At 41.7% G+C, this 13,581-nt stretch carries 13 protein-coding genes, 1 tRNA gene and 1 pseudogene; 11 read left to right on the top strand and 4 right to left on the bottom strand.

All coding sequences use genetic code 11. From position 1 onward, the window contains the following. Together PWP39_RS04285 and PWP39_RS04280 are read left to right on the top strand one after the other, a co-directional pair. A pseudogene (locus PWP39_RS04285) lies at positions 1–90 on the top strand (IS6 family transposase); the annotation flags it as partial. A 60-nt stretch (positions 91–150) separates the two neighbouring features. After that, positions 151–579, top strand: coding sequence for a hypothetical protein (locus PWP39_RS04280; protein ID WP_288072813.1), 429 nt, complete (start codon positions 151–153; stop codon positions 577–579). Here the strand turns inward: PWP39_RS04280 and dcd are convergent. Continuing rightward, positions 559–1,029: a dCTP deaminase gene (dcd, locus tag PWP39_RS04275; RefSeq protein WP_288072812.1), complete on the bottom strand. Its 471-nt coding sequence runs from the start codon at positions 1,027–1,029 to the stop codon at positions 559–561. The two genes, PWP39_RS04280 and dcd, sit on opposite strands and share 21 nt — an antisense overlap. 47 nt (positions 1,030–1,076) lie before the next feature. Between dcd and PWP39_RS04270 the strand changes: the two genes are divergently transcribed. From PWP39_RS04270 to gcvPB, 4 genes are all read left to right on the top strand, one after another. Then, a tRNA-Arg gene (locus PWP39_RS04270) sits at positions 1,077–1,154 on the top strand. A gap of 113 nt (positions 1,155–1,267) precedes the next feature. Next, positions 1,268–1,933, top strand: coding sequence for an HAD family hydrolase (locus PWP39_RS04265; RefSeq protein WP_288072810.1), 666 nt, complete (start codon positions 1,268–1,270; stop codon positions 1,931–1,933). A gap of 57 nt (positions 1,934–1,990) precedes the next feature. Further along, a complete protein-coding gene (gene gcvPA / locus PWP39_RS04260; RefSeq protein ID WP_288072808.1) occupies positions 1,991–3,337 on the top strand; it encodes an aminomethyl-transferring glycine dehydrogenase subunit GcvPA in 1,347 nt (448 codons plus the stop codon). Further along, entirely contained in the window at positions 3,338–4,846 is a 1,509-nt protein-coding gene (gene gcvPB / locus PWP39_RS04255) for an aminomethyl-transferring glycine dehydrogenase subunit GcvPB (RefSeq protein ID WP_288072805.1), read from the top strand. Between the two features lie 146 nt (positions 4,847–4,992). On the opposite strand, the gene PWP39_RS04245 is transcribed toward gcvPB, so the two are convergent. The 3 genes from PWP39_RS04245 to PWP39_RS04235 all read right to left on the bottom strand — a co-directional run bounded on the left by PWP39_RS04245 (position 4,993) and on the right by PWP39_RS04235 (position 8,033). After that, entirely contained in the window at positions 4,993–5,688 is a 696-nt protein-coding gene (locus PWP39_RS04245) for a DUF2334 domain-containing protein (RefSeq protein ID WP_288072803.1), read from the bottom strand. Positions 5,689–5,719: 31 nt separating this feature from the next. Continuing rightward, positions 5,720–6,586, bottom strand: a complete 867-nt coding sequence (locus PWP39_RS04240; protein ID WP_288072800.1) for an alpha/beta hydrolase — start codon at positions 6,584–6,586, stop codon at positions 5,720–5,722. Positions 6,587–6,704: 118 nt separating this feature from the next. Next, the gene (locus PWP39_RS04235) at positions 6,705–8,033 is read right to left on the bottom strand and encodes an SLC45 family MFS transporter (protein WP_288072797.1); all 1,329 of its coding nucleotides are present in this window, start codon (positions 8,031–8,033) and stop codon (positions 6,705–6,707) included. A 154-nt stretch (positions 8,034–8,187) separates the two neighbouring features. On the opposite strand from PWP39_RS04235, the gene PWP39_RS04230 reads away from it, so the two are divergent. Genes PWP39_RS04230 through PWP39_RS04210 form a run of 5 tightly spaced genes read left to right on the top strand, consistent with a single transcriptional unit; the run spans position 8,188 to position 13,531 of the window. Beyond that, entirely contained in the window at positions 8,188–8,934 is a 747-nt protein-coding gene (locus PWP39_RS04230; RefSeq protein ID WP_014835518.1) for a glycerophosphodiester phosphodiesterase family protein, read from the top strand. Positions 8,935–8,978: 44 nt separating this feature from the next. Further along, entirely contained in the window at positions 8,979–10,451 is a 1,473-nt protein-coding gene (gene glpK / locus PWP39_RS04225) for a glycerol kinase GlpK (protein WP_011013149.1), read from the top strand. Positions 10,452–10,463: 12 nt separating this feature from the next. Then, the gene (locus PWP39_RS04220) at positions 10,464–11,954 is read left to right on the top strand and encodes an NAD(P)/FAD-dependent oxidoreductase (RefSeq protein ID WP_011013150.1); all 1,491 of its coding nucleotides are present in this window, start codon (positions 10,464–10,466) and stop codon (positions 11,952–11,954) included. Then, entirely contained in the window at positions 11,947–13,188 is a 1,242-nt protein-coding gene (locus PWP39_RS04215; protein ID WP_011013151.1) for an NAD(P)/FAD-dependent oxidoreductase, read from the top strand. The genes PWP39_RS04220 and PWP39_RS04215 overlap by 8 nt, the downstream gene beginning before the upstream one ends. Next, entirely contained in the window at positions 13,181–13,531 is a 351-nt protein-coding gene (locus PWP39_RS04210) for a DUF1667 domain-containing protein (protein ID WP_011013152.1), read from the top strand. Before PWP39_RS04215 ends, PWP39_RS04210 begins: the two co-directional genes overlap by 8 nt. The last annotated feature ends 50 nt before the right edge of the window (positions 13,532–13,581 follow it).

Below are 13,581 nucleotides of genomic sequence, written 5' to 3'. Positions count from 1 at the left end.
TATAATTTTGTCAGAATTCATTCTAGTTTTGGTGATCCGCCTGGTGATGTTACTGAATGGCTTCAGGAGGTGATGCCCCAGTTATCCTAACAGTATCTCTCAAATGAAGAAAAAGATAATATAGAGAGTATTAAAGAGAAAAACAAGAGAGTGTTGGAAATTATAAAGGGCAGGGTCGATGAATTCGACATTTATTTAACAGGCCACATAGATTTTGACAACCTCTGGACATTATATGAAGTTTATAGGGAACTTAAAAAGAGAGGAGTGAATACATACTATCCTGGCCTATTCTGGGCAAATTGGAAGGAAAAGGGAGAGATTGAATATAAAATCAAAAACAACGCCAAGATTTTACTAATAATCACGCAAATGATATCTTTCGGAACAAGTGTTGATGTCGGATTTTTCATCCATAGAAAGATAAGTGGAGAAGATGTGAGGATAATATTCTGTTACACTGGCCCCTCTTATGAGTTTGAGCACATAAAAACTCATCCAGTAAGTCTCTATATAGATTGCTTCACACAAGACATTAACGATGCTGTTGAAAAAACCTTAGAGTTTCTTTCTCTTTGAAAACACCAACCTTGTGCTCCCCTGATAATTTCCTCTATAAGGGGTTCTTGGCGGATTCTCTAGCCTTATAAATGCAATCTGCACAAATCTTTCTCCGTATTTTAACTCAACGGGTTCGTTTGAGGCATTGTAGATCATTAAAGTCAAGTTCCCATCCCATCCTGGGTCAACCCAGGCAAAAGAACCAATTATCCCTTCTCTTGCCAAACTGCTTCTTATTTTCATATCTCCCATAACATCATCAGGCAACTTTATCCTCTCGAGAGTTAGAATTAGAGCATATTCTCTTGGAGGAATTACGACTTTTCCTTCCTTTTCTACGTCGATTAGTTTTCCACCGACAAAAGCTTCTCTACCTACTCTGAGGTCATACCCTGCGGGTTGTAGTGATTCTTCAGAAAATGGCTCTATAAGTATTTCTTTTCTAATTTTCCAATCTGGAAGTAGCATTTTATCACCGAAACCTTTATTATATCACGGTTTAAAGCCTTTTCTGAGGGCCGGTGGCCTAGCCTGGATGGGGCGTCGGCCTTCGGAGCCGAAGGTCCCGGGTTCAAATCCCGGCCGGCCCGCCAATAACCAATTCTGGCTATTTTCGAATTCTTTCCCAAACAAACAATGTGACTCACATTAAGAAAAGTTAGCAACGCCAATAATTTTAAAACTTCTACAGGTGTGTAGCTTTCTGATGATCATAGCCTTTGACTTCGATGGAACACTTGTAGATAGTTATTCATGCATAGAGGAAGCATTTCACAGAGCTCTAGAGCGTACTTATCCTTGGCTCCCTGGGAAGAAGTATCTAGCTAAGCTACTAACAAAGCTAGAACTTCAATTTGAGAGACCAAAGTTCGGAAAGCACGGGAGAAGAATAAAGCCCCCAATGAAAATTTTCCAAGGAAAATTTGCAAAAGCATGGTTTGAAGAAAGAGCCAAGCTTACAAAGCCCCTTGATGGAGCAAGAGAAGTTTTGGAAAAGCTAAAGGAGGAAGGACATATAGTAATCTCCTTCTCAGCAGAGGACTTTATCCCAGGTATAAAAGAATATAGGCTAAAGATGAGTGGCTTTTACGATCTTTTTGATGACGTAATAATATTCGGAAGAGACATCACGATCTGCGAGGCATTTAACATTGTGAGGGAGAAATATGGAAATGATACATTCGTTTGGGTTGATGACAAACCATGGCGCTTCATAGGAAGAGGGGATGAAAATACTGAATATGTATGGATGTACTTCCCCTATACAGCCAGATTTGTTAGCGAAGACATTTTGGGCCAAATACGCCATTTGCATGTAATTTATGATCTTTGGAGTCTTCTCGACGTAGTTAAGAATTTGAAACATGAATAAATGGAAAACAGAAAGGCATATATTTTTCCACCTTAAAAGATTTTATGGGGGAAAATTATGGGAAAGCACTACATCCCCAACTCAGCCCATAAAGAAGAAATGCTAAAGGAAATTGGTTTTTCTTCAATCGAAGAACTCTTTGCAGATGTTCCAGAAGGATTCATAAAGGAATTCAACATTCCTGAAGGGAAAAGTGAATACGAGGTATTCATGGAGATGAATGAGATTCTAAGTAAAAACAAGACTGTGCTGGAGATGCCAACATTTCTTGGAGCAGGAACTTACTTCCATTACATACCTGCTCATGTAAAATACCTCATAGAAAGAAGTGAGTTCCTCACTTCTTATACTCCTTATCAGGCTGAGATTAGCCAAGGAATGCTTCAGGCTCTCTTCGAGTATCAAAGTCTAATAGCCGAACTTGTAGGATTGCCTGTTGTTAATTCGTCAATGTATGACTGGGGTTCAGCTTTAGGTGAGGCAGCCTTAATGACGGTAAGGCTTCACAGGGGGAAGAGGTTGAAGTTTGTTGTTCCCAAGCACACACATCCCGAGAGAATGCAAGTTCTAAAGACCTACACCCGAGGAGCAAATATAGAAATAGTTGAAGTAAAGTGGAACGACAGAGGCCAAGTTGATCTTGAAGACCTAAAAGAGAAAGTCAACGATGCCAGTGGAGTTTACATAGAGATACCAAACTTCTTTGGCCTTCTTGAAGAAAATGTCCAAGAAATTGGCGAAATAGCACACGAGGCCGGAGCATACTTCGTAGTCGGAGTTGATCCAACGATTTTAGGAATAGTAGAAGCCCCAGGAGAGCTGGGGGCAGATATTGTTGTTGGAGAAGCTTCATACTTTGGAAACCCAATGAACTTTGGAGGGCCTAGGGCCGGAATTTTTGCAACAAGAAATGAGCCCCAACTTATCAGACAGATGCCTGGGAGAATTATAGGGATGACAAAGGATGCAGAAGGAAAGAGAGCCTTCGTGATGACGCTCCAGACGAGGGAACAGCACATAAGGAGAGCTAAAGCTACGTCAAACATTTGTTCAAATGAAGCTCTCGTAGCAGTAGCTGCAGCAATCCACATAGCCACGCTGGGACCCAAAGGAATCCAAGAGCTTGGGGAGGTAATACTGAAAAACACCGCCTACCTAAAGAAGAGGCTTAGCGAAATCGCGGAGATACCTTTTGATGGTGTGAACTTCAAGGATGTTCTTGTGAAATTCGAAAAACCCTATCCAGAAATCCACGAGCATCTATTGCAGAAAAACATCCACGGTGGTTATTACATCAAGCCTCACTTCCCAGAGCTGGGAGAGAGTGCTCTCTTTGCGGCTACAGAGACTACAAGAAAGGAATGGATTGATAAATTAATAGATGCGCTTAAGGAGGTGTTGTGAATGTTCAGACAAGCAAAATGGAACGAACCACTGATTTTCGAACTTTCAAGACCTGGAAGGGTCGGATACACTCTCCCCAAGCCCATTGAAGACATAAAAGTTGAAATTCCTGAGAAGTTGAGGAGAAAGAGCAAGCTTGAACTTCCAGAGTTAAGCGAACCTGAAATAGTTAAGCACTACACTAGGCTAAGCGAGATGAACTATGGTGTTGACTCTGGAATATACCCACTGGGTTCATGTACAATGAAGTATAATCCAAAGATAAACGAGGAGATTGCTAATCATCCAAAAGTAGCTTACATTCACCCCTATCAAGATGAGAGAACAGTTCAAGGTGCACTTGCAATAATGTGGGAGCTTGAACAATGGCTTAAGGAAATAACGGGCATGGATCGCTTTACTCTCCAACCAGCCGCTGGAGCAAATGGAGAATTCACTGGAGTGATGATAATTAGGGCCTACCACTTAGACAACGGAGAGCCTCAGAGAAATGAAATGCTGGTTCCTGATTCAGCCCATGGAACAAATCCAGCATCAGCAGCAATGGCAGGATTTAAGGTTATTGAAATACCATCCAATGAAAATGGAACAGTTGATTTAGAGGCATTAGAAAATGCTGTAAGTGAAAGAACTGCTGGATTAATGCTGACAAACCCAAACACCCTGGGAATATTCGAAGATGAAATTGTTGAAATAGCCAAGATAATCCATAAAGCTGGAGGGCTGCTCTACTACGACGGTGCAAATCTCAATGGGATCCTCGGAAAGATAAGGCCTGGAGATATGGGGTTTGACATTGTACATCTCAACCTTCACAAGACATTCTCAACTCCTCACGGTGGAGGAGGTCCAGGAGCTGGGCCCGTGGGAGTTAAAGAGTTCTTGAAAGATTATCTACCAGTTCCACTCGTGAGCTATGACGAGAAGAGTGGCAGGTATTATCTCGATTATAACGTACCAAAGAGCATTGGAAAGGTAAAGGAGCTTTATGGAAACTTTGCAGTTCTTGTAAGAGCATTAACTTACCTCAAGATAATGGGTAGAGAAGGCCTAAGAGAAGTTAGTGAAGTGGCAGTTTTAAATGCAAACTACCTAACTCAAAAGCTCAAGGGAACTAGGGGATATTCTCTCCCAGGGAAAGAGCTCAGGAAACATGAAGTTGTGTTCTCAGCCGAACCCATGAAAAGAGATACTGGAGTTAAAGCCCTAGACGTTGCAAAGAGGCTCCTAGACTTTGGAATGCACGCGCCAACTATATACTTCCCACTAATTGTTAGCGAAGCTCTGATGATTGAACCTACTGAAACCGTAAGTAAGGAGGAGCTAGATGCATACGTAGAGGCCCTAAAGAGAATTAGCGAAGAGGCCTACACAAACCCAGAGATAGTCAAGAGTGCTCCACACAACACGGCAGTTAGGAGAGTCGATGATGTTCTAGCAGCCAAGAAGCCGATTATCACATGGAGAATGTATAAAGAACTAAAAAAGAAAGGAGAAGTTGATTACTAAGGTCAGACAGTGCCAGTGTCATCACAACTCAGACCGGTAAACGCTCATCATCCCTTTCTTTTTATCGTTTCTTTTTTAAAGCCAATTCACTTATTTTCTATGACCGATGAGGAGCGTTAGCCACGCTGAAGATGATGACAAGAGGGTTAGCCGAGGTCTTCTCTTACAATTTTAAAGAATTCGTGGAGAAATTTAACCCCCTCGGGATTGTCAACTACAGTGGGGTGAAGAGACAGGAAAAAAGTCCCCTTAGTGTTTTTGTAAGCAGATGCTGCTCTCGAAAATTGATAAGTATAGAGAATTTTTGAAATTCTCCACGTGTACTCTCGGTTTAGTATAGGATATACCATTCCTTCAGGTGAATATAAGTAAAATCTCTCTATGACTGTTAAGTTATTTGCTAAAACTACTTCCCTTGCCCCCGCTGAAATTGCGTAACGAGGAGGAATGAAGTATTCTGCTTTTACAATTTTGATTCCAAGCTCGATTTTACTTAGAGCTTCCTCCCTTGAACACTTAAACTCCCTTCCAACATGAGTGTATCCATGCAACTCTATATGATACCCCCAGGAAGAAAGATTTTCGAGAAGATCCATAAACCTCTTATCTTTTTCAATTGGCATTCCTCCTCCATGATTTGGTATGACAAAAAGGTATGTTTTCTCCTGTAGCCCATACTCATTTATGATGGAAGCTAATCGTTCAATTTGAGATATATAAGCTGGACTTACATCGTGCACAAGAATTACAAACTTTCCAAGTTCTGAAAAATAGGTAGGAGTTGTTAGCGAGGAAGAAAGGAAAAATGCCAAGATAATAAGGAGCAGGACTTTAGCTTTCACAAATAATAAATTTTTAGGTAAAAATAAAAACCTATCCCATCCACCTTTTAAGGAACTGCCTAACCCTACTTTTCCACGCTTCTGGAGAAACTTGAATTGTCCTTACATGAGGAGCATCTGTGACCCATAATTCCACGTTTGGATTTATCTTCTTGTTTCTCTCGTAAAACTCTTGAACTTCCCCAACCTCTACAAGCAGATCTTTTCTCCCTATAATCAAAAGGAGTGGTTTTCTAATTTTATTTGCATAATCAAGGACATTCATAGTTCTTCCTCCTGAAAATATCTCGGAAAAAGGTTTAACAAATAAATAAAGCCATGCTGGAAGTTTTGCAAAATACTTCATCCCCCTTGCTCCTGTTTTATCGAAATAAATTGGTGGTGAATCTGCAACTCCACAGCAAATCTCTTCAACTTCGCTTAACCCCCTAATCGCAACTAATGCCCCCATTGAAAATCCAATAACTCCAATTCTCTTAGATTTCTCTGGATAATTGTTCCTTAGCCACTTTACAGCAGCCTTTAAGTCTAGAATTTCCTTATCTCCAACGGTGGTATATTTCCCCCCGCTTTTTCCATGACCCCTAAAGTCAAATACCAAAACATTATATCCTTCTTCTAAGAGAAACTCTATTGTGGGCTTCATATAGTGCTCAGCCCATCTACTCGAGATATAACCGTGTAGAGGAATTACAGTTTTGTCACTATCATTTTCTATCCACCACCCATCAAGTTTAACGTTGTCTTCAGTAATAATTTCAATGTCTTTGTACTCAAAGCCAAGATCTTTTGGAGTCCAATTTCCTACAATCCTAGGTGGTTTTACCATTTTGTACCCTACAAAGGCTATAAAAATTAAGAAAAAAACCAAAGCAGCCACGAGTATTTCAGTTATCACCTACCTCCCCCCTTCAAGTTCCTCATACTCGGGGAACAAGAAGATATCTCCAAAGCGAATATTACCCCCTTTACTAATTCTGCTAAAACTAAGAAATGAAAGAGCAAAAATAACACCCCTAATCCACATCTGGTATGTAATCATACATATCGCCACTTCCACCCTTAATATCTCCTTTCTTAACGAATTGCATTGTTATTGCCGCCATTATAAAGAATGCAATGGCAAATGGTATAAGAATGGAATAGTTTGTCAGGTCTATTAGGGCTCCTGATAATGGGGGAGCGACGAGATTTGCCGCTTGACTAAAGAAATAGTACAACCCAGTATATCCTCCAACTTTTTCTCTCACTGTCATGTCAACAACCATGGGAAGGGAGTTAACGTTAACCATTGCCCATCCTATTCCCGCAAAGAAAAACAGGACCATAAATTTGAGAATGACTGGATCTGTCAAAGAATCAGATGCCGGCTTCGTTGTTTGTCCCAATATGTGAGCCAATATTAGGACCACGACTATTAGAATAAGTCCAGCCGTTATGGTTTTTCTTCTTCCAATTCTTCCTCCCAAGAACCCTGCAGGTATTGCAAATATCATGAAACTTAGGGAAACTACCCCCATAATAAAGGCCCCAGTGCTCTCACTGATGCCCAAGTGATACTTGGCATAGCTAGTGAAGAAAGTTTCTAGAGAGTTAAATGCTATGAACCAGAAGAATATTGCCAGTAATATTGCTAGTAAGCTTCTCTCTCTGCTTAGGAAAACATCCTTTAAGTTCTCTTTCAGCTCTCCAAAGCTCTTGTGAGCAGTCTCGGAAAGTATTTTTCTAATCTCTAACTTCTGTCCCCCAATGCAGTATTCCTCTGGTTCTGGGACTACTATCACCACGAGGAGATTTGCCAAAAGCATGACAATTGCTCCTGCATAGAATGGAAGTGCATAGTTAATGTCATAGAGAAACTTTCCACCAAAGTAAGCCAATAGAGCTCCAAGTCCACCCATAAAGTTTATTATTCCATTTGCCTGGCTCCTTTTTTCGCTTGGGGTTATGTCGGGCATGAAGGCTATAACCGGGGATCTAAAGAGGGCCATAAAGAAGTTCATAAAGATGATAGTACCCATGAAGAGGGCCAGGTTTTCATATCTCCTAGCCACTGGAATGAGCGCAAACATTATTGCAGCAGAGGGTGCTCCAAGTAGTATGTAGGGCTTTCTTCTTCCAATTCTTGTTCTCGTCATGTCACTTAGTGCTCCCAGGAAGGGCAACAGAATAACTGCAAAGAGATTATCTATCGTCATGATAAAACCTGTTATTGTCCTGTTCATCTTGAATGTCTCCTGCAGGAAAATTGGGATGTATGCATTATAGAGGGACCATATTATGCTTATACCGAAGAAACCAAAACCAAGGAGGAATATCATCGAATACCTGAACTTTCTTTCCATTCTCTTCCCTCCCCCAAGTTGTCATTCTGGCCAATTTTGGCTCCTAGAGTTAATAAGAAATTCCCGATACGGAGTTGAAAATATGACAAAAATTTAATAGGGTATAGAAAAATTGTTATTATCCTTCCTCATGCATTGAATGGTGGGAAACCCTATGTGGGAAAGAGATAAGATAATAGTTCTTGGACATAGGGGATACATGGCAAAATATCCAGAGAACAGCCTGCTCTCAATTAGAAAGGCTATTGAAGCGGGCGCAGATGGTGTTGAAATCGACGTGTGGTTGAGTAAAGATAATAAGGTAATATTAATGCATGATGAAACAATCGATAGAACTAGCAATCTCAAGGGTAGACAAAAGGAGATGACGCTAGAGGAGTTGAAAAAGGCCAATATCGGAATGGGGGAAAGAATTCCAACTCTAGAGGAAGTTTTCGAGATTTTACCAAAAGACGCTTTGCTCAATATAGAGATCAAGGACAGGGATGCTGCAAAAGAAGTTGCCAGGATAGTCTCTGAGAATAACCCTGAGAGAGTTATGATATCCTCCTTTGACATAGAAGCATTAAGAGAGTACAGAAAGTACGATGATACAACAATTATGGGCCTACTAGTGGACAAAGAGGAAACCGTTCCGCTTATTCCAAAGCTTAAAGAAAAGCTAAACCTATGGTCTGTAAACGTACCTATGGAGGCAATCCCAATTATAGGCTTTGAGAAAACTTACCAAGCAATCAAATGGGTCAGAAGTTTAGGATTGAAGATAGTTCTATGGACGGAAGATGACAAATTATTCTATGTAGATGAGAACCTAAAGAGGCTCCTTGGCATGTTTGAAGTTGTAATAGCTAATGATGTTGAGAGAATGGTATCCTACCTTTCTTCCCTGGGAATAAGGTAAAAATAATAACCCTTCTTTTTCATAACTCTAAATCAGGTGGTTAAATGGACCGCTATATCCTCTCTTTAGATGAGGGCACAACTTCCGCCAGGGCAATAATATTTGATAAGAACAGCAATGTTCTAGGAATTGGGCAGTATGAATTCCCTCAATACTATCCCAAGCCAGGGTGGGTAGAGCATAATCCAGAGGAAATTTGGGAGGCTCAAGTGAAAGCAATAAAGACTGCGATAGAGAAAGCCAAGATAGAGGCAAATCAAATAGCTGCTATTGGAGTCACAAACCAGCGTGAAACTACAGTTATTTGGAAAAAAGATGGGAAACCCGTTTACAATGCCATTGTGTGGCAGTGCAGAAGAACTGCTGAAATGGTTGAGGAAATTAAGAGAGAATATAGTGATGTCATTAAAGAAAAGACAGGTCTTGTTCCAGATGCCTACTTTTCAGCCTCAAAGATAGCATGGCTCTTGGACAATGTCCCTGGGCTTAGAGAAAAAGCGGAAAAAGGAGAGGTTATGTTCGGTACAATTGACACCTTTCTAATTTACAGGCTTACGGGAGAGCACGTAACGGACTATTCAAATGCCTCCAGAACAATGTTGTTCAACATTAATAAGCTGGAGTGGGATGAAGAGCTTTTAGAGATCTTTAAGATTCCCGATGGAATTTTACCTGATGTAAAAGAATCTAGTGAAATCTATGGCTATACAAAAATTCTTGGCCCAGAAATTCCAGTTAGTGGGGATGCTGGAGATCAACAGGCTGCTCTCTTTGGCCAAGCAGCATTTGAAGAGGGAATGGTAAAGGCCACTTACGGGACTGGAAACTTCATATTGGCGAATACAGGAAGAATGCTTCTTTATTCAGATAACCTCCTCACAACGGTTGCATGGGGGATTAATGGGAAGGTAAATTATGCCCTGGAAGGCAGTATCTTCATCACGGGAGCAGCTGTTCAGTGGTTGAGAGACGGGATTAAGATAATCAGCAATGCCGCTGAGACTGAAGAATTAGCTACTAAGTTAGAGAGCAACGAGGGAGTCTACTTCGTTCCAGCATTTGTAGGATTGGGAGCTCCCTACTGGGATCAGTTCGCTAGGGGGTTGATAATTGGAATAACAAGGGGAACTGGGAGAGAACATCTTGCAAGGGCAACCTTAGAGGCCATAGCTTACCTCACAAGGGATGTAATTGAAGAGATGGAAAAGCTGATACAGATAAAGGAGCTTCGCGTGGATGGTGGAGCCACTGTTAACAACTTCCTCATGCAGTTCCAGGCTGATATCCTCAATAAGAAAGTTATTAGACCTGTAGTTAAAGAGACCACTGCCCTTGGAGCTGCCTACTTAGCTGGTTTGGCCGTAGACTATTGGGAAAGCATGGAGGAGATATCACAACTCTGGAGAGCTGAGAGAGTATTTGAACCTCAGATGGATGAAAAAACTAGAGAAAAACTATATAGGGGATGGAAAGAGGCCGTTAAGAGAGCTTTAGGTTGGGCCAAAGTTGTGAGTTGAGGAGGGGGATAAATGATTAAGGTTGCGATAATTGGAGCGGGAATAACGGGAGCTAGTATAGCAAGAGTTCTAAGCAGATATGAAAACCTCGAGGTTCATCTAATAGACAAAAATCCCGACGTTGGTTGGGGTGTTAGTAAAGCAAACACAGCTTTAATTCATGGTGGATACGATGACGATCCAGATAAATACCCAATGAGGGCAAAGCTCTGTGTAAGGGGAAATAGACTCTGGCATAGATGGGTTAAGGAACTAGAAATACCCCACATATGGAATGGTGCCCTTGTTGTGGCATTGGAGGAGGAAGATTTTGACGAACTCGAAAAGCTTCTCGAGAGGGGTATAAGAAATGGAGTCCCCGAGATGAGAATCGTTGACAGAGAAGAGCTGTTTCATTTGGAGCCAGGGTTGAATCCAGAGGCAAAAGGAGCACTTTGGATACCAACGGTAGGTCAGATTGGCCCTATTCCTGCGGTAATAGCTATAGTTGAGAATGCCGTTGCCAATGGAGTCAAGATCCATCTCAACACCAAAGTTAAAGGAATAAAAGTGCAGAACGGGGAGGTAAAAGGAGTTGAGACAAACAACGGATTCATTGAGGCAGATGTTATAATAAATGCCGCCGGACTTTATGCAGATGAAATTTCTAGAATGGTTGGACTCGATTACTTCACTATTCATCCCAGGAAGGGTGAGTACTGGATATTTGACGATACCGTCCCAGGACCTAGGAGAGTTCTTTTCCCAACACCGACTCCAATTAGTAAGGGAATTGTAGTTACAACAGAGATAAGCGGTCATCTAATGATTGGGCCCAATGCCCAGGACTTGCCACCTGAAGAAAAGGAAAACCTGGCAACTACAAGGGAAGGACTAGAGGAGGTATGGGAGGGTGCAAAGAAGTTGTGGCCAAACCTTCCTCCAAGGAGCAAGGTAATAAGGACATTTGCAGGGTTAAGACCAGAGCCCACAGGTGGAGACTTTATAATTAAGGCTGAAGAAGAAGTCTTTGGTTTCATAAACGTTGCTGGAATCCGTTCTCCTGGACTTACTAGTGCCCCAGCAATTGCTTATGAAGTTGCAGAGATAATCCAGAGGGATCTCGGTATTAAGCTCATAGAAAAAGAAAAGTGGAACCCATATAGGAAGGATATAACAAGATTCTCAATGCTCTCTCCAGAGGAAGCAAACAGATTGATTAGAGAGAACCCTGCTTACGGAAAGATTGTATGCAGGTGTAACCTAGTAACTGAAGGTGAGATTCTAGAGGCAATAGAGAGAATGAAGTTCATAGGCGTTAAAATTCCAAGCATAGACTCAATAAAGTTTAGGACTAAAGCTACCTCAGGAACCTGCCAGGGAAGCTTTTGTAGGGTTAGGATAATTCAACTTCTCTCAAAGGCATACAACGTTCCACCCTGGGAAATTACTCTTAAGGGAGAGGGAAGCGAGATTGGTATAGGAGATGTTAAGGCATTGCTAAGAGGTGAGAACAGTGCTTGAGAGTTATGACGTCGTTGTCATTGGAGGAGGACCAGCTGGAATGGGTGCAGCAATTAAGGCCAAAGAGCTTGGCCTGAAGGTATTATTGCTCGATGACAACGATTTCCTGGGAGGAATTCTACCCCAGTGTATTCACCCAGGCTTTGGGCTTCACTACTTTAAAGAGGAATTAACTGGGCCAGAGTTCGCATACAGGCTGATAAACAAGTTAGATGGGGTGGAAGTAAAGACTTCTGCAAGAGTCATTGAGATTCAGAATTATTCTGACCTGGAAAAGTTTGTGACATATGTATCTCCCGAAGGTGTGAAAAAAGTTGCCACAAAGACTATTATCTATGCAGCGGGTGCTAGAGAAAGGCATGCGTTCGAAATAGGAATCGTTGGAGATAGGGTTGCTGGAATTTACACGGCTGGAGAGGCTCAGGCCCTCATGGATCTATATGGCATACTCCCTGGGAGGGACATAGTCATAGTTGGCTCTGGTGATGTGGGACTAATAATGGCCCGTAGATTTGCGCTTGAAGGATGCAATGTAAAAGCTGTAATCGAGCTAATGCCCTACCCAGGAGGACTTGCAAGAAATTTAATGATCCTAAAGGATTTCAACATCCCACTATACCTAAGCCATAAGGTAGTGGAAGTGAGGGGGAGAAAGAGAGTAGAGAAAGTAAAAGTGGTCAAGGTAGATGAAAATCTAAGGGAAATCCCAGGGAGTGAGTTTTGGATCGAAGCAGACACCCTAATAATTTCTGCGGGACTTATTCCAAACGTTAAACTTCTCCAGGAGATTGGAGTTAGGATAGATCCAGCAACTGGAGGACCAGTGGTTAATGACAGGCTCGAAACTTCCGTTCCTGGGATATTCGTGGCAGGAAATTCTCTGCTAATAAACGATTTAGTTGATTACGTTGTAGAACAGGGTGAAACAGCTGCCGAGGGCGCTAAAGAGTTTATAGAAAACGGGGGGATAAAGAGTACGAGATGGATAAAACTAGTTAAAGGAGAGAACGTTAGACTTGTAGCTCCTCACTACCTCAGCGGAGAGAGGGATGTGTGGATTTATGCAAGAGTTCAGAGACCCATAGAAGATGTAACTCTAGAATTCCCTGAAATAGGGAAGAAACTTCGTCTCCCAGTAGTTAAACCATCAGAAATGCTCAGAATAAAGCTTAGGGGGGAGGAGATTAGAAAGGCCAAGGAAAAAATAACGATGCAGGTGGTAAAGAATGAGTGAAGTTTATAGGCTCACTTGCATTGTCTGCCCCCTTAGTTGCTCTATTGAAGTTGAAATTGAAGCCGGGAAGATAAAGGATATAAAGGGCTACACATGTCCCAGGGGAAAAGAGTGGGCCATTGAAGAAATAAGGGCTCCAAAGAGAGTTGTCATGAGCGTGATTCCAGTTGAAGGAGGAAAATTGCCTACCGTAAGTGTTAAAACGGAAAAGCCAATACCAAAAGATAAGATCCCCGAGCTCATGAAGATGCTCGCCAAGTTAAAGCTCAAAGCTCCAGTAAAAGTTGGCCAGGTTGTTGGAGAATTTGAAGGAGTGAAGATAATAGCCACCAGAGAAGCCTAAACATTTATAAACTACTTCAGATTTAACCCCCTTCAGCTCACGATGATTTA

The organism is Pyrococcus sp. (assembly GCF_030153625.1).
GTDB classification, from domain to species: Archaea; Methanobacteriota_B; Thermococci; order Thermococcales; family Thermococcaceae; genus Pyrococcus; species Pyrococcus furiosus.
The sequence above is the reverse complement of the archived record's forward strand: the minus strand, read 5'-3'. Positions and strand labels throughout refer to the sequence as shown.